General features: G+C 72.2%; 19 protein-coding genes. 13 read left to right on the forward strand and 6 right to left on the reverse strand.

The window, feature by feature from the left end; translation table 11 throughout:
• The first annotated feature begins 157 nt into the window (after positions 1-157).
• A complete protein-coding gene (fusA, locus tag WME96_RS03880) occupies positions 158-2245 on the forward strand; it encodes an elongation factor G (RefSeq protein WP_437288829.1) in 2088 nt (695 codons plus the stop codon).
• Positions 2246-2255: 10 nt separating this feature from the next.
• A complete protein-coding gene (locus tag WME96_RS03885) occupies positions 2256-3572 on the forward strand; it encodes a hypothetical protein (RefSeq protein ID WP_437288830.1) in 1317 nt (438 codons plus the stop codon).
• Between the two features lie 201 nt (positions 3573-3773).
• Here the strand turns inward: WME96_RS03885 and WME96_RS03890 are convergent, their stop codons facing one another.
• A complete protein-coding gene (locus WME96_RS03890; RefSeq protein WP_433933407.1) occupies positions 3774-4208 on the reverse strand; it encodes a DUF6918 family protein in 435 nt (144 codons plus the stop codon).
• A gap of 384 nt (positions 4209-4592) precedes the next feature.
• On the opposite strand from WME96_RS03890, the gene WME96_RS03895 reads away from it, so the two are divergent.
• The gene (locus tag WME96_RS03895) at positions 4593-5600 is read left to right on the forward strand and encodes a hypothetical protein (RefSeq protein WP_437288831.1); all 1008 of its coding nucleotides are present in this window, start codon (positions 4593-4595) and stop codon (positions 5598-5600) included.
• Positions 5601-5714: 114 nt separating this feature from the next.
• Here WME96_RS03895 and WME96_RS03900 read toward each other — a convergent pair whose 3' ends face one another.
• Entirely contained in the window at positions 5715-8282 is a 2568-nt protein-coding gene (locus tag WME96_RS03900) for a glycoside hydrolase family 15 protein (protein ID WP_437288832.1), read from the reverse strand.
• Between the two features lie 190 nt (positions 8283-8472).
• Here WME96_RS03900 and WME96_RS03905 point away from each other — a divergent pair, with 190 nt between their 5' ends.
• The 7 genes from WME96_RS03905 (at position 8473) to WME96_RS03935 (ending at position 14624) form a co-directional block, all read left to right on the forward strand.
• Positions 8473-9018: an OmpA family protein gene (locus WME96_RS03905; RefSeq protein ID WP_433933413.1), complete on the forward strand. Its 546-nt coding sequence runs from the start codon at positions 8473-8475 to the stop codon at positions 9016-9018.
• 170 nt (positions 9019-9188) lie between these two features.
• On the forward strand, positions 9189-9935 hold the full coding sequence (locus WME96_RS03910) for a MotA/TolQ/ExbB proton channel family protein (RefSeq protein ID WP_437288833.1): 747 nt from the start codon (positions 9189-9191) through the stop codon (positions 9933-9935).
• Between the two features lie 15 nt (positions 9936-9950).
• Complete coding sequence (locus tag WME96_RS03915) at positions 9951-10451, forward strand: biopolymer transporter ExbD (protein WP_437288834.1); 501 nt, start codon at positions 9951-9953, stop codon at positions 10449-10451.
• 32 nt (positions 10452-10483) lie between these two features.
• Positions 10484-11308, forward strand: coding sequence for a TonB C-terminal domain-containing protein (locus tag WME96_RS03920; protein ID WP_437288835.1), 825 nt, complete (start codon positions 10484-10486; stop codon positions 11306-11308).
• Positions 11299-12666, forward strand: coding sequence for a tolB protein (locus WME96_RS03925; protein ID WP_437288836.1), 1368 nt, complete (start codon positions 11299-11301; stop codon positions 12664-12666). Before WME96_RS03920 ends, WME96_RS03925 begins: the two co-directional genes overlap by 10 nt.
• A 468-nt stretch (positions 12667-13134) precedes the next feature.
• Positions 13135-13707, forward strand: coding sequence for a hypothetical protein (locus WME96_RS03930; RefSeq protein WP_437288837.1), 573 nt, complete (start codon positions 13135-13137; stop codon positions 13705-13707).
• 407 nt (positions 13708-14114) lie between these two features.
• Positions 14115-14624 (forward strand): hypothetical protein, encoded by a 510-nt coding sequence (locus WME96_RS03935; RefSeq protein WP_437288838.1) that lies wholly within the window; start codon positions 14115-14117, stop codon positions 14622-14624.
• Between the two features lie 126 nt (positions 14625-14750).
• On the opposite strand, the gene WME96_RS03940 is transcribed toward WME96_RS03935, so the two are convergent.
• The 3 genes from WME96_RS03940 to WME96_RS03950 all read right to left on the reverse strand — a co-directional run bounded on the left by WME96_RS03940 (position 14751) and on the right by WME96_RS03950 (position 17829).
• A complete protein-coding gene (locus tag WME96_RS03940) occupies positions 14751-16436 on the reverse strand; it encodes a protein kinase domain-containing protein (protein ID WP_434045518.1) in 1686 nt (561 codons plus the stop codon).
• A 277-nt stretch (positions 16437-16713) separates the two neighbouring features.
• Positions 16714-17541, reverse strand: a complete 828-nt coding sequence (gene thiD, locus WME96_RS03945) for a bifunctional hydroxymethylpyrimidine kinase/phosphomethylpyrimidine kinase (RefSeq protein WP_437288839.1) — start codon at positions 17539-17541, stop codon at positions 16714-16716.
• 63 nt (positions 17542-17604) lie between these two features.
• Complete coding sequence (locus WME96_RS03950; protein WP_061620973.1) at positions 17605-17829, reverse strand: hypothetical protein; 225 nt, start codon at positions 17827-17829, stop codon at positions 17605-17607.
• A gap of 212 nt (positions 17830-18041) precedes the next feature.
• On the opposite strand from WME96_RS03950, the gene WME96_RS03955 reads away from it, so the two are divergent.
• From WME96_RS03955 to WME96_RS03965, 3 genes are all read left to right on the forward strand, one after another.
• On the forward strand, positions 18042-18836 hold the full coding sequence (locus WME96_RS03955) for an ABC transporter ATP-binding protein (RefSeq protein ID WP_437288840.1): 795 nt from the start codon (positions 18042-18044) through the stop codon (positions 18834-18836).
• Positions 18833-20998 carry an ABC transporter permease subunit/CPBP intramembrane protease gene (locus tag WME96_RS03960; RefSeq protein WP_437288841.1) on the forward strand — a complete coding sequence of 722 codons (2166 nt, stop codon included), beginning with the start codon at positions 18833-18835 and terminating at the stop codon, positions 20996-20998. Before WME96_RS03955 ends, WME96_RS03960 begins: the two co-directional genes overlap by 4 nt.
• A 93-nt stretch (positions 20999-21091) precedes the next feature.
• Positions 21092-22000, forward strand: a complete 909-nt coding sequence (locus tag WME96_RS03965; RefSeq protein WP_437288842.1) for an extensin-like domain-containing protein — start codon at positions 21092-21094, stop codon at positions 21998-22000.
• A gap of 5 nt (positions 22001-22005) precedes the next feature.
• Here the strand turns inward: WME96_RS03965 and WME96_RS03970 are convergent, their stop codons facing one another.
• Positions 22006-23937 (reverse strand): glycoside hydrolase 5 family protein, encoded by a 1932-nt coding sequence (locus WME96_RS03970; protein WP_437288843.1) that lies wholly within the window; start codon positions 23935-23937, stop codon positions 22006-22008.
• Positions 23938-24012 lie beyond the last annotated feature (75 nt).

Raw genomic sequence — 24012 nt, forward strand, 5'->3', positions numbered from 1 at the left:
TCATTTTCCCCCTGGCGCTGGGGATGATGCCGAATTAAGAGCCGCGCCGAATTTCTGACTGGGCGATCGCAAGAGTGCGTCCGCCCGGCTGAGGTTCAAAGCGTGCCGCACGCCCTCCACGGGCACGCCCTCACGGGTGCGCGGCGGGGAGCCTTCTGTGATCAGCGATCTGTCCAAGCTGCGCAATATCGGGATCAGCGCCCACATCGATTCGGGCAAGACGACGCTGACCGAGCGCATCCTCTTCTACACCAAGCGAATTCACGCCATCCACGACGTCAAGGGCAAGGACGGCGTCGGCGCGAAGATGGACTCGATGGATCTCGAGCGCGAGCGCGGGATCACCATCCAGTCCGCCGCCACGCACTGCTTCTGGAACGGGCACCAGATCAACGTGATCGACACGCCCGGGCACGTGGACTTCACGATCGAGGTCGAGCGCGCGATGCGCGTGCTCGACGGGGCGATCCTGGTCCTCTGCGCCGTCGCCGGCGTGCAGAGCCAGTCGCTCACCGTCGACCGCCAGATGCGCCGCTACGGCGTGCCGCGCATCGCGTTCGTGAACAAGTGCGACCGCGCCGGCGCGAACCCGCTTCGGGTCCGCACGCAGCTCCGCGAGAAGCTCAACCTGAACCCGGTGCTCCTGCAGCTCCCGATCGGGCTCGAGGACAAGTTCGAGGGCGTCGTCGACCTCATCACGCTGAAGGCCTACCGGTTCGAGGGCGCGAACGGCGAGAAGATCCTCGTCGGCGAGATCCCGGCCGACATGGCCGACGAGGTGAAGGCGGCGCGCGAGGAGATGCTCGACGCGCTGTCGATGTACTCCGACGAGCTCACGGAGGCGATCCTCGAGGAGCGCGTCACCGAGGAGCTGCTCAACAAGACGATCCGCGCGGCGACCGTGAAGCTCCAGATCGTCCCGGTGATGATGGGATCGGCCTACAAGAACAAGGCCGTGCAGGTCCTGCTCGACGCGGTGACCCGCTACCTGCCGACCCCGGCCGACATCGTCAACAAGGCCGTGGACGTCGAGAAGAACGAGGCCGAGGTCACGCTGTCGAGCGATCCGGAAGCGCCGCTCGTGATGCTCGCGTTCAAGCTCGAGGACGGCCGCTTCGGCCAGCTCACGTACATCCGCCTCTACCAGGGCAACCTGAGCCGCGGCAAAGAGGTCACGAACATCCGCACGGGCAAGCGCCACAAGGTCGGCCGGCTCGTCCGCATGCACGCGGACGAGATGGAGGACATCGAGGGCGCGAGCGCGGGCGACATCGTCGCGATCTTCGGCATCGACTGCAACTCCGGGGACACGTTCACGGACGGCAGCGTGAGCGTCGCGATGACGTCGATGCACGTGCCCGACCCGGTCATCTCGCTGACGGTGACGCCCAAGGACAACAAGGCCCAGGCGAACATGTCGAAGGCGCTGCGCCGCTTCACCAAGGAGGACCCGACCTTCCGCGTCGGCGCGGATCCGGAGAGCGGCGAGACGATCATCCAGGGCATGGGCGAGCTCCACCTGGACGTCTACATCGAGCGCATGAAGCGCGAGTACTCGGCGGAGGTCGTCACGAGCCCGCCGCGCGTCGCCTACCGCGAGACGATCACGCGCCGCGTGGACTACAACTACACGCACAAGAAGCAGACCGGCGGCTCGGGCCAGTACGGCAAGGTCGGCGGCTACATCGAGCCGTGGGAAGAGGCGCCGTTCCGGTTCGACGACCAGGTCGTCGGCGGCGCGATCCCGCGCGAGTTCATCCCCGCGGTCGAGAAGGGCTTCGTGTCGATGCTCGCCAAGGGGCAGCTCATCGGCGCGCCCGTCACGGGCGTGTCGGTCACGCTGAACGACGGCGCGGCCCACTCGGTCGACTCCTCGGACATCGCCTTCCAGGAGGCCGCGCGCGGCGCCTGGCGCGAGACGTACCCGAAGGCCGGCCCGCAGATCCTCGAGCCGCTGATGAAGGTCGCGGTCGAGGGGCCGAGCGAGTACCAGGGCGGCATCGTCGGCATCCTCATGCAGCGCCGCGGCATCATCATCGGTTCGACCGAGGCGGACGCGTTCTGCCGGGTCGAGGCGGAGGTCCCGCTTTCCGACATGTTCGGATTCTCGACCGTCCTTCGTTCTGCCACCCAGGGCAAAGCCGAGTTCACGATGGAGTTCTCGCGCTATGCTCCCCTTCCGGCGGCTCTCGCTGAGGAGCTCATCAAGAAGTACCGGGAAGAGCAGGCCAAGAAGGCCAAGTGAGGGGGGCGGCATGTACCGCAAAGAGGTGAACGAGCGGAGCCCCATGCGGGTCTTCGAGGGGTCGATGCACGGCGGGCTCGGTCGCGGCAACGTCGGCGTCATCGTCTCTCGGCCCGGCGTGGGCAAGACGGCGTTGCTCGTGCAGATCGCGCTCGACGACCTGCTCCGGGATCGCCGGGTGCTGCACATCTCGCACGAGAACGCGGTCGATCACGTGCGCGCGTACTACGACGAGATCTTCCACGATCTCGCGCAGTCGATGCGGCTGGCGGAGCCGGAGGCCGTCCGGCTCGAGGTCGAGCGGCACCGGCAGATCTACTCGCACCTCGGACATGTGAAGGCCTCGACCGACTCGACCGAGGAGGCGGCGCGGCTGTGGGTGGAGAAGGTGCTCGAGACGGTGGGCTTCGCGCGCGGCGTCGCCCACTTCGAGCCCGACGTGATCATCGTCGACGGCTTCGACGTGGCGGTCGCGTCGGAGGCGGCGATGGAGGCGCTCGCGCGGCTCGCGAAGGAGCGCTCGGCCGAGGTGTGGGTCGCGGCCCAGATCGACGAGCCGGGCGCGCCGGGCAAGCTGCCGGCGGCCATCGAGAAGGTCGAGCGCCACGTCGGCGTGGTCGTCTACCTGCAGCCGGAGCGCGACGTGGTTCGCCTCCGGCTGCTCAAGGACCACGGCAACAAGGACCTCGCCGATCTCCACCTGCGCCTCGATCCGCACTCGATGCGGGTCGTGGACGAGGACGTGCGCCCCCCCTCGGAGCGGCCGAAGGACCCGCGGCAGTTCCGCCTGCACTCGGGCGGCGCCAGGGGGGCGGAGGCCGAGTTCGGCGCGTGCGCCGAGCGGTACGGGGTGCAGGAGATGAACTACAGCTTCGAGGGCCACCGGCTCCTCGAGCGGCAGCGGGGCGTGGTCGTCCTCGGGGACGACGAGCTGCGCAAGGGCGACTTCAGCCTCGTCTACGTGTCGCGGCGCCTCGGCCGCGTGCTGAGCGAGATCCCGCTCGTGCGCAACATCCTCCAGACGATCTGGCACCAGATCAACGCGGCCAGCCAGGTCTTCGTCGTGGGGACGCTCCAGGACGACGGCACCGTGCGCGGCGGCACCGGCTGGGGCGCGGAGCTCGCGCGGCTCTGGAAGAAGCCGCTGTTCGTCTACGATCAGGAGAAGCGCGGCTGGTTCCGCTGGAGCGGCTCCGCGTGGGAGATCGCGCGCCAGCCGAGCATCACCAGCGAGAACTTCGCCGGCATCGGCACGCAGGACCTCAACGACGCCGGCCGCGACGCGATCCGCGATCTCTTCGCGCGGAGCTTCGGCGACCCTGGCTGAACCGAGGCGCGCGGGCACCCCGCCCGCGCGTGACCTCTCCCTCGCGCGTGGCGTCCGCCGCGCGCGAGGGGCGTTTCCTCTCCATGTCGCGGTCGAGCCGGTGACCTCGCGCGCGGAGGCGCAGCTCCCTCGCGCGGCCGGGCTGGTGATGTCGCCACGGAACGCGCAGCAGGCCGGCGCCGACCTGCTGCGCCGGGTCGCTCAGGACGCGTGCTTCTGGATGAGCTGCGCGAGGCGGGGGACGGCGTCTTCGACGTTCTTCTTCGCCGAGCCGCGCAGCTTCTCGTAGGTGCCGCGCACCACGCCGCTCGTCGACGTCTTCGCCTTGTCGTCGGTGACGCTGAGGAGCGCGTCGGCGACGCGCGAGCGGTTCGTGGTCAGGTACGAGCTCGCGTTCCCGCTGCTCGTGGCCTCGGTCCAGATGGGGTCGAGCTTCTTGGCGAACTCGGGCAGGAGCTTCTCGACCACCTGGGCGATGAAGCCGGGCTTGATGCCCTTCACGGCCGCGTAGCCGGCCTTGACGGCGAGGCCGGAGAGCCCGCCCTTCGAGGCCACCTCCTCGTCGACCAGCGTGCAGCAGTCGGCGATGACCTTGGATTTCTTGTTCGCGTCGAGCAGCGCTTCGCTGAGACCCATTCTCGATATCCTCCGGGCGCTTCGGGGCCAGACGTGGCCCCCCAACCCTTGTCCGCGTGACCCCCGGCAGGGAGCCCCGACCCCGTCGGGCGGACCGGCGGCCCGCTCCCGACCACATCGAAGCGCGGCTCTTACCACAGCCTCTCAGGGGGAGGCATCGCAAGCGCCCGCACGGGAACCCTTCGGTCCTGGACGGCTCTCACGCCTCCTCGGCCGTCCGGGATGGTCGCGAAGCGCTGGCCTGCGCGCGATCCTCCGGTGCGCGAGCGCCGAGACCGCATGCACGGCCGCCGCAGGCACGCCATACTCGGGATGTAATCTAAATCACAGTTTCGGTGTGGTGGGCGCTCGCCGCTGTCATGTGGCGGGGCCCGCGGGGGGCTCATGGACGTCTACTGCGAAGTCTGCGGGATCGTCACCACGGTTTCGAGCGACGCGCGCGGCGGGTCCGCGCTCGAGTGCTGGGTCTGCGGCGGCGCGATGTTCCGCGCGCAGGGGAGGGTCACGGGGGCGCCGCCGGCGTCGGAGCGCTCGGTCCGGCCTCCTCCTCCGCTCCGGCGGTCGAGCGCGCCCTCGGTGCCGCGGGACGACGACGACCCCACCATCATGGATCTCCGATCGCTCGCCCTGAAGTCGTTCGTCGCGGCCCATCCCGCCGCGAGGACGGCGATCGCGCCGGCGGCTGCGCCGGTCGCGCCAGGCGCGAGCCCGGGGGCGTCGGGGGCGAGCTCGATGGGGCCGGCCGAGAGCCCGGTGGTCGACGCGCCGCCGAGCGTGCGCGACGTGCTGCGGCTCCACGACGCGCTCGTGCCCGTCGCGCCGCGCGCGCGCGCGTGGGATCGCGCCCGCGTGCGCGCCATCGTGGCGGCGTCGCTCGCCTGCGCCCTGGCGATCGCGGTCGTGCTCGCGCTGGTCGTCGGCCAGAGGTCGCGCGCGACGGGAGGAGCGCTGCCGCTCGGGGCGCAGCGCGGTGTCTCCCGGGCAGGGGAGGTCGCGCGCGCGGTGAGCGCGTCGGTCGAGGCGCCCGCCCACGTCAGGAGAGCGCCGCGCGCGCCGGAGACGCGGGGGTCTGCGGCGGGCGAGGGCGAGGCCAGCGTCGCGCCCGGCGCGGCGCCGCAGCCGCGCCCCGCCGTGAAGGCGAGCGCCGGCGCGGCGTCCGCTGGCGGCGCGCGCGCGACCCCCGCCGCTGGAGCCGGCGCGGCCGCTGCTGCCGGCGCCGGCGCCTCGACGAGGGGTACGCCCGCGCGGCAGCCCGCGGCGGCGCCTGCGTCCGAGGAGGCGCCGCGCCCCGCGCCGCCGGTCTCGCTCGCGGACGCGATGGCCGCCGCGGTCGCCGATCCGCCGCCCCCCGCCGCCGCAGAGGCGCAGCCGACGGAGGACGCCGACGAGTAGCGCGCGGTCGGCCCACGTGAGCGCCGCGCGGTCGGCCCACGTGAGCGCCGCGCGGTCGGCCAACGTCAGCGTCGCGCGCTCGGCCCACGTGAAGCGCCGCGCGCTCGGCCCACGTCAGCGCCGCGCCCCCGCGCGCCTCCGCCGCGCGAGGCCCACCGCGGCGGCGGCCGCCGCGAGCAGCGGCCACCGCCCCGCGCCCTCGGCGGGCGCGAGCCGGCACCCGCAGCCGGCGTCGTCCAGCACGCCGCTGCCGCCTGCTCCGCCCGCGCCGCCGGCGCCGCCGCTGCCGCTCGCGGGGCCCCCTCCTGCGCCGCCGCCCCCAGCGCCGCTGCCGCTCGCGTCGCCCTCGTCGAAGTACGCGCCGCAGGCCGGTCCGACGACCAGCCCGTCGCGCGCCGCGAGCGCGAGCGCATAGACGCCCGCGCCGAACCCGATCATCGGCGCGTTGAACTTGTAGGCGCCGCTCGTCTCGTCGTACGTCTCCGCGATGGCGAGGTAGTTCGCGGCCGACTGATCGAGCACCCACCGGAGCAGCCGCTCCGAGCGCGCGTCGTCGCCCATGAGCCGCGCGGCGACCGCGCCGCGCAGATCGGTCACGACCCACTCGGCGCTGTCGTACTCGCTGCCCCAGGGGCTCAGGTCGTCCGCGCCGGCGTGATCCGTGCGATCGTCGTTCCGCGACCACCCCGCGCCCGCGGGGGCGCGCAGGTGCTCGTCGAGCCCGGCCAGCGTGGCGGCGGCGATGCGCCCCCGCGGATCGAACAGGCCCATCGCGATCCCGTCGAGCACCGCCGCGTCCCAGTAGCCCGCGCCGGACACGACCTCCTCCAGGCTCGCGCCGAGCGCGCCCGAGGCGTCCGTGAGCCGCGCGGCGATCGCGGCGCGCAGCTTGTTCGCGGCGTCGCGGTACCCGGCGGCCCGGTCGGCCTCCCCGCGGCGCTCCGCGATGGCCGCCGCGTCGCACAGCCCGCGCGCCGCGGTGATGCTGGTGTACGCGAACGAGCGCTCGCGCCCGTTCCAGTGCGTCTCCCAGATCGACGAGTCCTTCCGGATGAGACCGGTCTCCGGATCGAGCAGCGCGACGAGGGCGTCCGCGACCTTCCCCGACGCGGTGGCCCAGTGCTCGTCCACGAACGCCGTGTCTCCGGTGAGCTCCTCGTACTGGCGCAGCGCCCAGAGGAACAGGCCGAACCCATCGAACTCCAGGTTCGGGCCGAAGCCGTTGAAGTCCGTCTCCTCGACCCCGAAGCCGTGGTAGCGCACGAGGCTGATCTGGTACGGCGGCATGTCGTACGGCGCGAGCTCGTTCCAGTCCTGGAACCGCCCCGCCTCCGCGCCGAGGTAGTAGCCGAGCGCGTCGCGCGCCTCTGCCTTCATGCCGAGGGCGGCCATCGCGACGGTGGCGTAGGCGCCGTCGCGGATCCAGGCGACCGTCCACTCGCCGGGCGGGAGGCTCGCGAGGACGGCGCCGCGGCCGCGGTGGGCGACCGTCGCCGGCAGCGCGGCGGGCTGGCCGCCGAGCGTCGCGCCGAAGCGCGTGGTGCGCGGCTCGAAGTCCCGCGTCAGGTGCTCGCGCAGGAACGCGTGGCTCTCGCGGGACTGCGCCATCCGGAGCATCACGGCCGACTGCCGGAGCAGGACCTCCTCCTCGGCCGTCGTCGTGGGCGGCACCTGGATCGCGCCCTGGAACGCGCGGTACGCCGCGATCTCGTCCGCCACCACCTCCGCCGCGCCCTTCGCGCCGAGGTACGCGTCGAGGGCGCCCTGCACGATCGGGTCCGCCGCGCCCGAGGGGTCGCCGTGGTGCGCGAACACGACGCCGACCCACCGCGCCTCGCCGGGGCCGATGCTGCCGAGGTCCCACTGGAACGCGCTCACGGAGCCGTCCGCGGTGGGCGCGGCCCCGTCGAGGTCCGGCAGGTCGGCGACGGCGCCGGCCTCGACGATCCGGTAGACGTCGAGCTCCGGCGGGCTGCTCGCGCTGGAGGCGCCGTGGCGCGCGGCCGGCTCGAGCGCGCGCGCGACGACCACGCCGGCGAAGGCGCGCTCGAGGAAGTCGCGCCGGCCCTCGCCCCCGTCGTAGGCGACGGTCTCGCCCGAATCGCCGATGTCGGCCATCACGCCCGGGCGCCCGAAGCCGAGGTGGAGGTTGTGCAGCGAGAAGGCCGCCACGTCCTCTGCCGCCGCGTCGCCCAGGTTCTGGACCCGCATCGCCATCACGAAGCCGGCCTGCTCGAGGCCCTGCGGCGCGAAGAAGAACTGCGTGCACTCGAGGTTGCCGACCCGCTGCACCATCGTGACGACGCCGGTGCCGCCGCGCTGGCCCTCGGTCCAGCCGGCGTAGCCGCTCGCGTCGAGGTCGACGGGGACCTCGGTGAGCCACCGCTGCTTGCCCTCGGAGCGCAGCCCGAAGTACGCGTCGTAGAGCAGGTCGCGCGTGGGCACGACCTGCGGCTGGTTGCCGATCCAGACCTCCTCGCCGCGCTCGTCGAGGAGCGGCTCCTCGGTGCCGAACAGGTGCTCGCGGAAGTGGGTGAGCCGCGCCTGGTTGAGGTCGAGGAGCACCGCGCCGAACCCGTTCGACGACGGCAGCTTGAAGAACGTGCGCTTCACCGGCACCTCGGCCCGCGCCGCGGCGGGCGCGGCGAGCGCGACCGTCGCCGCCGCCGCGACGCCGAGCAAGAGGGCCGCGGCGCCCCGGATTCCCGGGGCGCGAGGCCGGTCAGATCGTTGGTGGTCCAAATATTCCCGTGCGAGGTCCGGGCGATGCATCGCGGCACTTTACAGGAATGCTCAACATCCCGGCGCGCCGGCCCGCCAGCGACAGCTCAAAATGCTGCAACGCGCTCCGCGGCGTGGTAACGGCATGCCCATGACAAAACTGCCTGCGTTGATCCTCGTGGTCTTGGCGCCGCTTGCAGCGCTGGCGGCCGGCTGTGGCTCCGATCCGCAGCCGCCGCCGAACGTCGGCGGCGACGTCGCGCCTCCCCCGCCGGCGCAGCCCGCCGCGCCTGCCCCGAAGCAGGACACCGCGAAGCCGACGAGCGGGTCGATCCGTATCGACGACAAGATCCTGAAGGCCTGCGGCGATCTGCCGACCGCCCGCTTCGCGTTCGACTCGACGCAGATCGAGGGCGAGGCGGCGAGCGCGCTCGACGCGCTCGCGCGCTGCTTCGCCTCGGGTCCGCTCAAGGGCAAGGGGATGAAGCTCATCGGCCACGCCGATCCCCGGGGTGAGACGGAGTACAACCTCGGCCTCGGCCAGAAGCGCGCCGGCAGCGTCGCGGAGTACCTCAGCACGAAGGGCGTCGAGCAGGGCCGCATCGCCACCTCGTCGAAGGGCGAGTTCGAGGCGACCGGCACGGACGAAGAGGGCTGGGCGCGCGACCGAAAAGTCGACATCCTGCTGGCGGAGTGAGCCCGGCGCGGCGTGCGCGGCGCTGCCTCCGCGCGGCGTTGATTGACGACGTGAAGAGAGGGCCGCGGCCGCGCTCCCGGGCCACAGAGGGGGCCGCGGCCGTAAACCGCACTGAACGGGGCCGCCCGCGGATCCCCTGACGAGCCGATTCCCTGACCGAAGAGATCGATATGGCCTTCCAGCAAAGCGTCCCCGAGGCGGCGACGGCGGTCCCGATCAAGCTCGACCCCGTCTCCCTGATCCTCCACGCTTCCGGTCCCGTCTTCCTGGTCGTCTGGCTGCTGATCTTCGCGGCCATCCTCGTGTGGGTGATCGCCGTCCTCAAGGTCCTCCAGCTCGCCCGGCTGTCCTCGCAGCAGGCGCGGTTCGAGCAGGAGTCGGCCCACGCCCACTCGCCCGATCAGCTCTTCGCGCTCGCGCAGCGGCACGCCGACGCGCCGGGCGCCCGCGTTGTGCTGGAGCTCAGCCGCCGCGTCGGGACCAGCAAGCTGCTCGACTCCATCGCGAAGCGCGCGATCGTGACCGAGACGCAGCGGGCGAGCTCGCTCATGCCGACGCTCTCGTCGATCGCGGCCGCGTCGCCGTTCATCGGCCTGTTCGGCACCGTCTACGGGATCATGGACGCGTTCCTCCGCATCGGGCAGCAGAAGAGCGCGTCGCTGCCCGTCGTCGCCCCGGCCATCGGCGAGGCGCTCATCGCGACCGCGATCGGGCTGTTCGCCGCGATCCCCGCCGTCATCGCCTACAACGCGATCAACAAGCGCATCGACGACCTGCTCTCCGCGCTGGAAGCCGCGAGCGAGGGCTGGGTCGAGATCGCGTCGCTCTCCGCCATGGCGCGGGGGATGCAGGAGTCCATCCCGCTGGCGCTCCAGCGGTCGAGCGACCGGCCCACGCCGGTGATGCCGAAGAGCTGAGGGGCGGGGCCGATCATGGCGATGTCGGTCGGAGGGGGGCGCAGGCGGCGCGGCGGCGGCTTCAGCGAGATCAACGTCACGCCGCTCGTGGACGTGATGCTCGTGCTCCTCGTGGTGTTCATGGTGACCGCCCCGCTGCTCACGGCCGGGCTCCGGGTCGAGCTGCCCAACGTCTCCGCCGAGGAGGCGCCGACCAAGGACACGAAGCTCGTCGTGACCGTCACGAAGGAAGAGAAGATCCTCTTCGGCGAGGACGACGCGACCGCCGACATCGAGGGCGTGCTCGCCTCGAACGGCCGCGTGCAGAAGGAGAAGGAGCTCTACATCCGCGCCGACAAGGACGCCCGCTACGGCGCCGTGGCGCGGGTCGTCGCCGCCGCCCGGGCCGCCGGGGTCGAGGGGCTGAACCTCCTCGTCCAGCCGGAGCTCGAGCCCGAGGGCGCGTCGCCGCAGCCCGGCGGGGCGGCGACGGGCAACGCCAAGGGGGCGGCGCGGCCGGGCGGGGCGGCGCCGTGAGCGCGGCCGCGGCGCGCGCGCCAGGACCGAGGATGCCCTCAGGGCAGCGCCGGCCGAGGAGCGACTTCCGCCCGCGGGACATCGCGATCGCCGTCGCTGTCGCGGTCGCCGTGCAGGCGGGCGCGGCCGTCGCGATCAGCCTGGCGGATCTCTCGCAGACGGCGGCCGCGCCCGAGATCGACAAGGGCCCGAGCGTCCCGGTGAAGGTCATCCCGGTGCTCGACATGGACACGCCGCTGCTCAAGCTGGGCGGCAAGCGGGACCGGATGAAGCTGCCGGACCGGTGGGTGCGCCAGACGCCCAAGCCGCGCGTCGAGCAGAAGGCGTTCGTGTCGCCGGACGCGGGCAAGACCGTGGAAGACATCCCGCCCCCGGAGGTCAAGATCGCCGACGCGGGCACCGCGCCGCCGCCGCCCGACGCCGAGATCGCCAAGCAGGTCGACATCGAGCTCGATCAGAAGACCGACGCCGCCCCGGCCCCGAACGTCGACCAGGAGGGGCACGCGGACGGCGTGAAGGAGGGGACGGAGACCGACCCCCTCAAGGCGCGCGCGGTGGACCTCTACCTGGCGCGCATCGCGGGCTGGTTCTCGAGCAGGTTCCGCGTGAGCGGCTCGGGGCTCCCGCCGGAGGAGCTCACGAAGCACCGGCCGCGCGCGGTGATCGTCCTGTCGGACGGGCAGATGGTGAGCTACACGCTGACGCCGAGCGGGAACCCCGTGTTCGACGCGGCCGCGCAGGCGACGCTCGAGGGGGCGAAGGGGCAGGCGCTGCCGCCGCCGCCGGAGAACTATCCCGATCTCGGGCAGAAGCAGGTGAGCGTCACGTTCGTCTGTAGGGAGAACACATGCGACTAGCTCGATACGCCCTCGGCGCCCTGGCGCTCGCCGCCGCCGCGCTCGCTGCCCCCCCTGCTCCAGCGCAGGCGCCTGCTCCAGCGCAGGCGCCCTCTCCCGCGCAGGCGCCGGCCTCGACGGCCCCGCCCAACCCGGACGAGCTGCTCGGCCACATCACGGTCGTGGCCGGCGCGTCGCGCCCGCTCCCGAAGATCGGCGTCCTGCCGTCGCTCGTCTCCGACCCCGAGGACGTGACGCTCCACAGCGTGGTCCGGCGCGATCTCGAGCTGTGCGGCGAGTTCGAGGTGCTGCCCGACAGCGCCGCGCCGGACGGCCTCTACCTCTCCGACAGCCCGGTGGACGTGAAGGCGTGGTCCGCGAAGGGGGTCGAGGCGGTCGTGAGCGTGCGTGGCAAGAAGGTCGGCCCCGACAAGGCCGAGCTCGTCGGCCAGGCGTTCCTCGTGAACCGCGGGCAGGCCCCGGTGTTCGACAAGAGGTTCATCGTGCCCCTCCGCGACGTGCGCTTCGAGTCGCACCGGGTGGCGGACCAGCTCATCGGCGCCCTCACCGGCCAGAACGGCGGCTTCGCCAGCCACATGACGTTCGCCTCGGGCTCCGGCTCGCTGCGCCGCGTCTTCACCATCGACGCCGATGGCCACGACGCCAGGGCCATCTCGCCGCCCGATCAGACTGCCATCGCCCCCGCGTTCGGGAAGAACGAGCAGCTGCACTACGCGGCGAGCGTGAAGGGCGATGAGTACAAGATCTTCACGCCGGCGGGCGGCCCGATCTCGCTGCCCGTGAAGGGCTCGGTGTACGGCATCGCGTTCTCCAAGGACCGGTCCCAGGTGGCGCTCAGCATCGGGGTGGGGTCGACGATCAAGCTGTTCTCGGGCCCCGATTTCCAGAGCATCAAGCCGGTGTCCGACGTGGGGATGGCGCTCCACCCGGCGTTCTCGCCGACCGGCAAGCTCGCCTTCTCCGGCGAGGGCAGGTACGGACAGCGCATCTACGTGGGCGGCAAGGCGATCTCGCCGGACGGGCTCTTCGCGTCGGCGCCGACGTTCTGCAACCACCCCGACGGGGTGAAGGCGGTCTATGCCGTGGGCGTCGGGAAGAACACCGACCTCGTCGTTTCGGGGGAGACGGGCGGCGGCCTCGCGCGGCTGACCCAGAATCAGGGCCGGAACGGATACCCGGCCTGCAGCCCCGACGGGCGACTTGTGGCGTTTTTCTCCACGCGCACATCCGGGGAGGGGCCAGGTCTCTACATCATGCGCGTCGACGGACAGCGCCCGAAGCGGATCTCCAACCTGCTCGGCGACTCGCTCCGCTGGGACCCGCTGCCGCCCGGCAAGGCCGTCGAGGCGAAGAACTGACCCGACCGACGGCGCTGCTGTCCGCGACCGCCGCGGCCGCCAACCGACGTCGAGCCCCCCGGTGGTGCGCAGGCGCGGCGCACGGCGCGCCGCCGCTGCACGCCGCATCAAGGCGTCCGGCACGCTCGATCTGCCGAGCGCTCCTGTTCCGCGAAAACCCCGCTGGCCGAAGGCGAGGCGTGGACATCCGGCGCGCTCCGCGCCGGTGAGCGCCCGCACCGCTGGCGCCACGACCGTCCTGTTTCTCAGCAACTTCTGCTGCCTGGACACGTCTTTAAGGTGGGCAGTTCCTGCGCGCTGCTGCGGGCCGATGCGGAGCGCGAGGCGGGGCGATGCCGCGGCCGCCATTCCGCTTCTTTGGCCCGCTGCGTCGGTCGCGGTTAGCCTCCGGACTGCTCACGGGGGAGTTGGCTGGAAAATTGCAGCAAGCCGCCCCGGTCAGCGAGCGAAACAGAAATGGAGAAGAGCATGGTGTCGAGCCGCATCTGGACCGCCCTTGCGATCGCGGGAGCTTGTTGCGTCGGTGGCTGCAGCTCGGCAGCGGCGGTTCAAGAAACCAGGATCAGCGAGCAGGGGGGCTTCCGGGACCCGGAGCTCCGGCTCGCCTCGGCGGAGGATGGGGGCTATTGCGGCGCCGAGGTGCTGCGCTGGCAATACGACGAGGCCGCCTCGACGCTGCGGCTCGCGGATTCCCGGCTGATGCTCGATTGCTGCGGCAAACGCGCGATCCACGTCGAGAGGATCGACAGCCTCTACGAGATCACCGAGCGCGACGAGCCGGACGGCGGCGAGGGGCGTTGCCAGGAGCAGTGCGCGTTCGACCTCTCCGTCGGCGTGCAGGACGTCCCGAGGGGCGAGGTCTACGTGAAGCTGCTGCGCGACGTCGTCGATCAGCAGGGCGGCCCCGCGGTGGTCTGGAGCGGCTCTCTCGATCTCGATGTGGCCGCGGGGGCGGTGGTCCTCGACGACTCCCCCGCCGATTCCGGCTGCCAGGAGCAGAGCCCGCCGCGCCGTCGCCCCACGACCGTCGCCGCACGATGACCACGGCTCCCGCGTCCCTCGTCAGGTGCTGAGTCCGACGCGACCGGCAAGGGGTCGCGGGCACATCTGCGGGCACCGACACATGGTGGGATGACCGAGCAGGTCGACCGACCATGACGTTGATGGTCGGAGAACCGAGCGTATTCTACCACGAGTGCCTGGACAGTCGGAAGAGAAACGAGTACAACACATGCGCATGTGCGTGCGGCTGCTCCGGGGTGCGGTGCGCGCGCGGCCCATGCGCTCGCTGGCCTGAGGCTGCGTCCGAGGCGTCGACGCCGAGAGCGCGCCGGACGTCCTTATTTAAAAGCCCTGGCAGTTCATTTTGGGCGTATTTTGACAGTGTGGCGGGACAGCAAGGAAGTCTGGGCATGAGCTACGTGGGGGTCTGTACTGCGCTTGCAACGGTGGGATCGCTGCTTCTTCTCGGCGCGTGCCTGGAGACGGAGCCCGCGCAGGTGGGGGTCGTGAGCGAGGCCGGCGGCTTCGTCGATCCGGAGCGAAGGCTCGCGGTCGAGGGGGACGAGAGCTATTGCAGCAGCGAGGTGCTGCGCTGGCGCTACGACCGGTCGAGCGGAACCCTGACGATCGCGGACAGCCGCCTGCTCCTCAACTGCTGCGGCCAGCGCGCGATGCACGTCGAGCGGATCGACAGCATCTACGAGATCACCGAGCGGGACGAGCCCGACGCGGCGAACCCGCGGTGCGACACGGTCTGCGCGTTCGACTTCACGATGGCGATTCCGGAGGTCGTCCCGGGGAAGGTCTTCGTGCGGCTGCTGCGCGACGTGGTCGACGCGCAGGGCAGCGCGGAGCTCATCTGGCAGGGTGAGATCGACGTCCGGAAGTCGGTCGGCCAGGTGGTGCTCGATCGCGCCGCCGCATCGAGCGACGCCTGCGCCGGTTCGTCCCAGTAGGCGCGCTGCCGCTCCGGGGTCGGAGCGGTCCCTTGCGCGCGAGGGCTCGCGCGGCTGCGCGACGGCCCGGCGGCTCAGCGCGATGGCCCCCGCAGCGCGAGAGCCCCCGCGCTGCGCGGAGGGCCCTCAGTCGATCAGCGTGCGGGCGGGGCGGCCGGGCTCGCACTTCACGAGCGTCGCGGTCAGCTCGAGCGTCTCGGGGAGCGTGCCTTGCACCTGCGCGACGACCTGCTCGACCACGTGCTGCGCCTCGTCGAGGTTGGGCCCCACGATCGAGACGACGAACGTGAGCGGGCCGGTGCGGCCGGCCGCGGCCGGCGTCAGGCTCAAGAGCAGCGTCTGCGTCAGGTCGACGACCTGGAGCGCGGCCTTGCGCAGCGCGAGCATCTCGAGGATCGTCGGCCGCAGGCTCACGAGGCCGTTCTGGCCGCGGAGCTCGAAGCGCGCGATCTGCATCGGCACCTCGGCCCACTCGGCGAAGAAGCCGTCCTCGTCGATGGCCTTCATCAGGTGCTCGCGCACGAGCAGCCCCGTGAGGCCGTCGCGCCGCGCGAGGTAGCGCTTCGCCTTATCGTGGTGCGGGGAGTCCGGTCCGAACGTGACCACCATGAGGCGGCACTCGCCGAGCTGCACCTCGGCCCCGTGGAGCAGCGACACCTGCGCCTTGCGCTCGAAGGGGAAGTCCGCGTACGTGCCGTTCGTGCTGTTCAGGTCCTCGACGAGCCAGGAGCCCGTCTGCCACCGGAGCAGCGCGTGCGACCCGGAGACGGTCGCCTCGGCCAGGACGAGATCCTGATCGCTGCGGCGGCCGATCGAGAGCACCGGCTTCTGCAGGGGGAACAGGGTCGAGACGCTGTCGGGCGCGTTCGTGGCGTACGTGATGAGCAGCGACTGCGCGCCGGGGGTGAACTGCGTCTTGATGGCCCGACCGGGCGCGGGGCCGGGGTCGATGCGCTCGCGCGGGAGCTGGATCGGCGCGGTCGTGGTCTGCGTCGGGTTGAAGAACCGCATGTGCCGCGCCTGCGGGCGCATCTGCGGATCCGGGTTCAGCGCGCGGAAGATCTGCCGGATCTCGTCGTTGGTGAGCGCGGCAGGCACGTCGAAGGTGATCTGCTGCTTCATCGTCTTGAGCCGCGGCTTGTAGCCGGGCTCGGGGACGCGGCAGGTCCACATCTCCCAGAGCGTCAGCGCCGCGGCGTAGACGTCGTCCTCGGGGCTCGCGCCGCCGTTGCGCAGCCGCTCCGGCGACATGTAGTGGGGCGTGCCGCCGTCCGGCGGCGCGCCCGGCTTGCGTACGGCCGCGCGCGCGCGCTCCTTCGCGAAGCCGAAGTCCAGGATGACGGCGCGATCGTCGGCGACCATCACGTTGCCGGGCTTCAGATCGCCGTGCACGAGCCCCTGCTGGTGGATGGCGGCGAGGCCCGCGCAGACGTCGGTCGAGATCTTCCGGAACTCGTCGGCGCTGAAGCCGCCGGCCGCCTTGCGCTTGCGGATGTGGTTGTGGAGCGTCTGCCCGGGGATGTACTCCATCACGAGGATGGGCCCCCACGGGCTCGGCGCGAGGTCGTGCACGCGGCAGACGTTCGGGTGGCGAGCCTTCTGCGCGAGGATCACCTCCTGCCGCAGGGCCTCGTCGTCGCCCGGCATGGCGGAGGCCTCGGGCACCACCTTGAGCGCCACCTGCTGCTGCGTCAGGCGATCGAAGGCCAAGAACACCTCGCCCATGCCGCCTTTGCCGATGCTCTTCAGGACCTCGTAGCGGTCGTTGATGACCGTTCCGACGTCGATGGGAGGGAGGGGATCTTTGGTCACGGCCACGGGCGCACAAAGGGTGAGGAAGAGCTCCGCGCCGGCGCCGAAGCTGACACGCCGGCACGCCGATACGGACTGCGCGCAGGGTCGTCCATTCGAGCCCCGGGCGCAACGAGTCGTTGCACGGACGCTGCGGCTGGCCCCTCCGGCGCGCCACGGGGACGCCGCGCGGGCGGCGCCGGAGGCGCGGGCGCCGCGGGGAAGCGCGCGCGGCGCGGGCCGCGAGGGGCCGCGCCGCGCGGTCCTCCACAGGGGCGTGGGGCTCGCCGCGCCGTGTTCAGGAGAACGGCCGCACCGTGTGGGCGTGGTTCACCGGGCCGTGGCCGTGGCCGAGCCCGGGGGCGGCGAGCATCGCCTCGCGGAGGTAGCGGCGCGCGCGCGCGATCGCGGGGACGAGGGCGAGGCCCTGGGCGAGGCCGGCCGCGATGGCCGAGGCGAGCGTGCAGCCCGTGCCGTGGGTCGCGCGCGTCTCGATGCGCGCGTCCTCGAACAGCCGCTCGCCCGCCGCGGCCCCGACCGCGCCGGGCTCCGGCGCGGTCTGGAGGACGTCGACGACCGTCGCGCCCGGGAGGTGGCCTCCCTTGAGCAGCACGGCGCGCGGGCCCATCGCGAGCAGCTGCGCGGCGGCGCGGCGCATCGCGTCCACGCTGTCGATGACCGTGCCGGTCAGCGCCTCGGCCTCGGGGATGTTCGGCGTGAGCAGCGCGGCGAGCGGCAGGAGGCGGCGGCGCAGGGCGCCCTCCGCCTCGGGCTCCAGCAGCCGCGCGCCCCCCTTGGCGACCATCACGGGGTCGACCACGAGCGGCGCGCCGCGGCCGATGCGCTCGTAGACGCGCGCGACCTCGTCGATGACCTCGGCCGAGTGGAGCATGCCGGTCTTGATCGCGTCCGCGCCGATGTCGTCGAGCACGAGCTCCATCTGGCGGCCGATGAAGTCGGGCGGGACCGGGAAGACGGCGGCGACGCCGCGGGTGTTCTGGGCGGTGAGCGCGGTGATCGCCGTCGCGGCGAACGCGTCGAGCGCGGTGACCGCCTTGAGGTCCGCCTGGATGCCGGCGCCGCCGCCGGAGTCGGACCCGGCGACGATGAGCACGCGACCCTTCATGGAGCTCCTCTACCGCAGGCGGCCGCCGGCGAGGTGTCGATGTCGATCATCCGCTGCCCGGCGTCAGTAGTGCTTGTCGAGGACCGCAGGATCGGTGGTCGTCGAGAAGACGGTGTCACAGCGCCGGCACCTGTACTTCACCTTGGTCGGGCGGGCCGAGATCCCGAAGGCGAGCTGGATGTAGCCGAGGATGCGATACTCCGCCTCGGCGCTCACCATGTAGTGATCACGGCCGTGCCCGCAGGGACACTGGACCCGCTCCGTCGTGGTGCGATTGCGGTAGGGCATGGAAGAGGTGCTCGGATCCATGAGGGCTGGACGGGTAGTGTAGGGAGTCCGCGGCGCACGTCGAGGTGCGCGTGCCGTGGAGCGGCCGCCCGGAGGACGACCGGGCGGCGTGAGCCGGGGGCCGTCGCGCCGGGGCGCTCCTCCGAGGTCCCGCGGACGACGGCGGGACCGGCGCTTTGCGCGCTGCTGCGGACCGGATAGGACATGCCGCCATGCGCCCCGCACTCCTCGCCGAGCGTCTGGTGAAGCGGTTCGGCGACTTCACGGCCGTGGACGGGATCGACCTCGCCGTGCGCCCCGGGGAGGTCGTCGGCCTGCTGGGGCCGAACGGCGCGGGCAAGACGACGACGCTGCGGATGCTCGCCGGCATCCTGTCGCCGACCGCGGGGCGCGTCCTCATCGGCGGCGTCGACCTCGCGGCGAGGCCGCTCGAGGCGAAGCAGCGCATCGGCTTTCTCTCCGGCGACACCCAGCTCTACCAGCGCCTCACGCCCCGCGAGGTGCTCCGCTACTTCGGCAGGCTGTACGGCATGAGCGAGGCAGCGCTCTCGCGCCGCATCGACGCGCTGGTGGCCGACCTCGAGATGGACGCGTTCGCGTCGCGGCCGTGCAGCACGCTGTCCGCGGGGCAGAAGCAGCGCGCCAACATCGCGCGCGCCTTCCTCCACGAGCCCGAGGTGCTCATCCTCGACGAGCCGACGACGGCGCTCGACGTCCTCAGCGGCCGCTTCATCGTCGAGTCGATCCGGCGCGAGCGCGCCGCGGGCAAGGCCGTCCTCTTCTCGACGCACATCATGGGCGAGGCCGAGTACCTCTGCGATCGCATCGCCCTCCTGCACGAGGGGCGCATCGCCGACACCGGCGCGCTGCCGGAGCTGCTCGAGCGCACGGGCACCGCGAACCTGACCGACGCCTTTCTCCATCACGCGGCGCGGAGCCGCTCGCGCGGGGCGGGCGAGACGGCAGAGCGCGCCGGCGCGCCGGCCGGGGGAGGGGAGGCGCCGTGAGGCTCGCCATCGTCTGGACCATCCTGCGCAAGGAGCTCGTCGAGTCGCTCCGGGATCGACGCACGCTCGTGCGCCTCCTCGTCATCCCGGTCCTGCTCTATCCGCTGTTCGCGCTCGGGATGAGCAAGCTCATCGGCTCCGAGGCGGCGGCGCGCGAGGCGCGCTCGTCGAGGATCGCGGTGTGGGGAGAGCTCGCCGAGGACCTGCACAGGCGGCTGGAGTCGGCGGGCAAGATCGAGCTCGCGCCGTGGGAGGGCGCGCCCCCCGACGTGCGCGAGGGGCTCGCCTCGGGGGCGCTCGCGCCGCCGGCGGACCCGGAAGCCGGGGCGGAGCCGGGGCCAGACAAGGAGGAGGGGGAAGACGCGCGGCCGCGGTGGACCGAGCCGGAGAACCCCGTGCTCGCCGCGGCGCGCGCCGCGGTGAGCGAGCGCAAGGTCGACGCGGTGCTCATCCCGTGGCCGACGCTGCGGGCCGAGCTGGAGCGCGGCGGGAAGGGCGCCGTCGCGATCTACTTCGACTCGGTCCGCGCCGACTCGGCCATGGCGGAGGCGCGCCTCGAGGACGCGCTGCGGCGCGCGCGCAGGGCGATCGTCGCGGATCGCGAGGCGGCGCGCGGGCTGCCCGAGGGGTTCTCGAGCGCCTACGACGTCGTGCCGCGCGACGTCGCGCCGGACAGCCGCAAGGTCGGCCAGATCCTCGGCTCGATGATGCCGATGATGCTGATCCTGATGTCGCTCCTCGGCAGCTTCCTGCCGGCGATCGATCTCACGGCGGGCGAGAAGGAGCGCGGCACGATGCAGACGCTCCTGTGCGCGCCGGTGCGATCGATCGAGATCATCTCGGGCAAGTTCCTGGCCGTGTGGGTCATCTCCCTGCTCACCGCGCTCGGCAACGTGGTGAGCCTGTCGCTCACCGTCAGCCGGATGCTGCCCGACGTGATGGTCGTCGATCCCTGGATCTTCGCGCTGACGTTCGTGCTGCTCGTGCCGGTCACGCTCCTGTTCTCGGCGCTGTTCCTCGCGCTCGCCGTGTTCGCGAAGGACTTCAAGGACGGCCAGAACGCGCTCATGCCGGCGTACCTGCCGCTCTCGCTGCTCGCCGGCATCACGGCCCTGCCGGTGGTCGAGCTCAACCCGTGGACGGCCTACGCGCCGGTGCTCAACATCGCGGTGCTGATCAAGGCGCTGTTCCTCGGGGAGGCGCCGGTCGATCTCCTCTTCGCGGCGCTCATCTCCTCGGCGCTCTACGCCTGCCTCGCGCTCCTCTTCGCCGCGCACGTCTTCGCGCGCGAGAGCGTGCTCCTCGGAGGCCACGAGTCGGCGAGCGCCGTGCTGGGCCTCGGGCGCCGGGCCGGCGGGACGCCGACGGTCGGCTTCTCGCTCGCGGCGTTCGCGGGCGTGCAGGTGCTCTTCTTCTACGGCAGCCTGCTCATCGAGCGCGCGAGCGTGGCGCTCCAGCTCGCGGTCTCGCAGGTCGGCTTCTTCCTTCTGCCGACGCTCGCGCTGGTCGCCGGCTTCGGCTACGCGCCGCGGGCGACGCTCGGCCTCCGGGCGCCCTCGGCGCGGGGCCTCGCCGGGGCGCTGCTCCTCGGCGTGTCGGCGTGGATCGCGCTCGGCGGCACCGTCCTCCGGTGGTTCCCCGCGCCGGAGCGCTTCGCCCGCGAGCTCGGCGAGCTCGTGCTGCTCGGCGGGCAGCCGTACCTGGTCGTGCTGCTGCTCGTCGCCGTGACGCCGGCCGTCTGCGAGGAGCTCCTGTTCCGCGGCCTCGTCTACGCGGGGCTGCGCCGCGCAGGGCCCGCGGTGGCGATCGGGGTGTCGGCGCTCCTCTTCGGGCTCGCCCACGGCTCGGTGTACCGGCTCTTGCCGACGTTCTCGCTCGGGCTCGCGCTCGGCTACGCGCGCCACCGCACCGGCTCGGTGCTGGCCGGGGCGCTCCTTCACGCCCTGAACAACGGGATCGCGGTGTCGCTGCTCTATTTCAAGCCGCCGTGGACGCAGGGCGTCATGGAGGGAGAGGTGGTGCCGTGGAGCCTCACGGCCGCCGCGGTCGTGGTGAGCCTCGCCGGGCTGCTCCTGCTGCGGGGGACGCGGACGCCGGACGAGTCGGGCGAAGCGGCGCGCGGCGGGGGCGAGGCGGCCGGAGGCGGCGCGACGGCGGCCTGACACGGGCGAACCGGTGCGCGGTGTGAGCCGCGATCCGGAGATGGGCAGATCGCTTGTCTTGCGCGGTTCGCCCTCTGAGGTACGGAGATCGGTGTGCACGCACGCTTGCTTCCGGGGCTCGCCGCGGCGGCGGTGATCTCGGTGCTGTCCTGTTCCCACGGGAGCCCGACGCCCTCCGAGCTCGGTGGAGCCGCGCTGATCGCGCCCCCGGCGCCGGCACTTCCTGGCGCGGCGTCTGGCGTCGCCGGCGGTGCATCCGCCTCGCCGGCGACGGCGCCCGGCGTCGCGGCGCCGCCGGTCGCCGGGGGAGAGCCCGCGGCGCCGGCGCCCGCGTCGTCCGGATGGGCGGGCGCCTGGGTCGATCACCTCGCTGACGCGACCGGCCTGCGCGAGCGGCCGCCGCGCGCGCAGCGGCAGTGGAACCACATCGCCGCGGCCGCGGGAGCGGACTGCCGCGACGCGCTGAAGAGCACGGGCGCGCGGTTCCAGCCGATCCCTGACACCCAGAAGCCCAACAAGAAGGGGTGCGGCATCCCGCGCGGCGTGCTGCTGACGCGCGGCCCGACCGGCATCGTGTATTCGCCGCCGCTGCAGATCGACTGCTCCCTGGCCTTGCGGCTGGTCGATATCGAGCGTGTCATCCAGGAAGAGGCAGAGGCGCACCTGGGCTCGCCGATCACCCGCGTCAGCACGCTGGGGAGCTACGCCTGCCGGGAAGTGGTCGGCAGGATGCGCAAGTGGAGCGAGGGCCTGAGCGAGCACTCGTTCGGCAATGCGTTCGATATCGCGCGCTTCACCCCGAAGCGCGGGCGCGCGATCAGCGTGCTCCGCGATTACGTGCTGTATGGCAATGACCCGAGCACCCGGGAGGGGCATTTCCTGAGGAGCGTGACCCGGCGGCTGCGCGCGGATGGGGCCGCGTCGCGCGTCCTCGGGCCGGACTTCGACGCGAGCCACCGGGACCACCTGCACGTGGATTGCGGAACGCCCCGCTGGTACTGAGCCGCTTACTGCGCGCGCAGCTCGAGGATCTGCACGTCGTATGGCGCGAGCTCGACCGTGTGGACCGGGGTCTCGCCGCCCCGCTCGACGAGGTGCCCCGAGGCCGCGACCGGCTTGACCGAGAGCGGCTGATCCGACTGGCTCACCAGGAACACGAAGCGACGTCCATCGCGGTGGCGCAGGGTGTCTGCCGCGACGCGCGGGTCGTCCACGGTCACCGGCCGCCGCACGCCGGCGAGCGCGGCGAGCGCGTCGTAGAGCCGGTAGGTCGGCTCCGGATTGACCCGCGGGGTCGCCGCGGCGAAGTGCTCGACCGGATAGGTGCAGAGCACGATGCTGCCGCGACCGACCTGGCGCCGCAGCAGCGCCGGCCGGCCGCGCTGGTCGACCGCCACGACCTCCGCGCCCCGGGGACGCACCGGCAGGTAAGCGCGGCTGTGCTCGGTGCCGGCCACCGGGAACGCGAGCGTTGTGCCCTCCGCGATCGTGCCGAACGGGCGCTCAAAGGTGAGCGTCGCCTGCGCGTCCTCGATCGGGTCGACCATCCCGTAGCGGAGCTGATGCTCGACGCCGAACATCGCATTGAGGTGCGCGTACCACGGACCGCGCTGCGAGCCGTGCGTGCCGTGGCAGTACGACGCGTAGACGACCGCGCCCTCCGAGGCGAGCCGCTCGAGGAGATGCCAGGTCGGCGCGGTGAGCTGCTTGGTGGACGGCAGGAGATACAGCCGGCAGTCCTCGGCGATCCCGTCCCGCTCCCGGGTCAGCCCGACCGGCACGTCCGCCTCCTTCGCCGCGATGTAGGCCTGTCGCAGCATGGTGAACAGATAGCTGCGGTCCTCGGCCTCGGTGAACGGAAAGGCGCCCTCCAGGTACGACGGCACGATCAGCGCCGCGTCGGCCGGCTCGCGCTCGCAGCCGAGGACGTCGATGTCGGCCAGCTCCTTCGCGAAACGGGCCATCTCCGCGAGCTGCGGCTTGGGGCGACCGTCGGTCGTCGTCAGCCCGAAATGGAGCTCGAAGGGGTGATGGCGATACGGGTCCTGGTGGATGAGGTCGAAATCGGTGTTGTTCCAGCCGATCCAGCCGGTGGCGCCGGCCAGCAAGGTGTTGTGGAGGACCTGCCGGTAATAGTGCGCGGCGTTCTCGTCCGACACGAAGTCCGAGGACACCCCGAACTCCTCCAGCACGACCGGCTTGCCCAGGAAGCCCGTGAGCTCGCAGATGAACGCGGCGCCATAGTGCTGGCGGACCATGTCGTTCTCCATCCGGTACACGTGAGGGCCGACGAAATCGACGAGCGCGCCGAGATCGCGGACGGAGAACCCGTTGTCGTTGCCCGTGACCTCGATGCCCCACGCGCCGTCGCCGATCGAGATCGGCTGGGTCGCCCCGCCCGCCCGCAGCCCCTGCACGAGCAGGCTCGCCCAGCTCGTGACGGTCTCGCGCACGGACCGCTCGCGCTCGCCGTAGATCGGCATCTCGTTCGAGATGAGCCAGCCGGCCACCGCCGGGTGGCCCGAGAAGCGCCGCGCCATCTGTTCCGCGAACCACGCCTGCCGGGCGACCATCCACACGTCCCCATAGAGGTCGCGCCCGCGCCGCCAGACCGGATCCCAGTTCTCGCCGGACATGTGGCCGACGAGGAGCGTCGGGATCGTGGTCAGCCCCGCCTCGGTGTGGGCCTCGAGGAAATCGTCGTACCGCGCGGCGCACTCCTCGTCGACCCGGTCCGGCTCGGGCATGAAGTGCGGCCAGTAGAAGAACGACCGGGTCATGGTGAGGCCGTGGTCGGCGAGCACCCGGAGCTCCTCGCGGATCAGGGCCGGATCGTAGCTCTTCCACATCAGCGGGCCGCCGCGCCTCGACCAGAAATTGGCCCCGAGCCAGGCGACCGCTCGATTGCGGACAGCGACTTTGGCGAAATTGCGGTGCATGCTCCCTCTCGTGCTGGTCTGCTCGCGCCCCTGCTGCGCGCGGCGAGAAGAGCACTTAATCGGTTCAGTGTCCAC

The organism is Sorangium sp. So ce406 (assembly GCF_051474675.1).
Taxonomy (GTDB): domain Bacteria; phylum Myxococcota_A; class Polyangia; order Polyangiales; family Polyangiaceae; genus Sorangium; species Sorangium cellulosum_G.

Excerpts from the sequence above, each read along its gene's own strand:
- WME96_RS03910 (WP_437288833.1), top strand. The coding sequence starts at position 9,189 with ATGGCCTTCCAGCAAAGCGTCCCCGAGGCGGCGACGGCGGTCCCGATC.
- WME96_RS03920 (WP_437288835.1), top strand. The coding sequence starts at position 10,484 with ATGCCCTCAGGGCAGCGCCGGCCGAGGAGCGACTTCCGCCCGCGGGAC.
- WME96_RS03905 (WP_433933413.1), top strand. The coding sequence starts at position 8,473 with ATGACAAAACTGCCTGCGTTGATCCTCGTGGTCTTGGCGCCGCTTGCA.
- WME96_RS03930 (WP_437288837.1), top strand. The coding sequence starts at position 13,135 with ATGGTGTCGAGCCGCATCTGGACCGCCCTTGCGATCGCGGGAGCTTGT.
- WME96_RS03915 (WP_437288834.1), top strand. The coding sequence starts at position 9,951 with ATGGCGATGTCGGTCGGAGGGGGGCGCAGGCGGCGCGGCGGCGGCTTC.
- WME96_RS03890 (WP_433933407.1), bottom strand. The coding sequence starts at position 4,208 with ATGGGTCTCAGCGAAGCGCTGCTCGACGCGAACAAGAAATCCAAGGTC.
- WME96_RS03925 (WP_437288836.1), top strand. The coding sequence starts at position 11,299 with ATGCGACTAGCTCGATACGCCCTCGGCGCCCTGGCGCTCGCCGCCGCC.
- WME96_RS03885 (WP_437288830.1), top strand. The coding sequence starts at position 2,256 with ATGTACCGCAAAGAGGTGAACGAGCGGAGCCCCATGCGGGTCTTCGAG.
- WME96_RS03955 (WP_437288840.1), top strand. The coding sequence starts at position 18,042 with ATGCGCCCCGCACTCCTCGCCGAGCGTCTGGTGAAGCGGTTCGGCGAC.
- WME96_RS03950 (WP_061620973.1), bottom strand. The coding sequence starts at position 17,829 with ATGCCCTACCGCAATCGCACCACGACGGAGCGGGTCCAGTGTCCCTGC.
- thiD (WP_437288839.1), bottom strand. The coding sequence starts at position 17,541 with ATGAAGGGTCGCGTGCTCATCGTCGCCGGGTCCGACTCCGGCGGCGGC.
- WME96_RS03970 (WP_437288843.1), bottom strand. The coding sequence starts at position 23,937 with ATGCACCGCAATTTCGCCAAAGTCGCTGTCCGCAATCGAGCGGTCGCC.
- WME96_RS03895 (WP_437288831.1), top strand. The coding sequence starts at position 4,593 with ATGGACGTCTACTGCGAAGTCTGCGGGATCGTCACCACGGTTTCGAGC.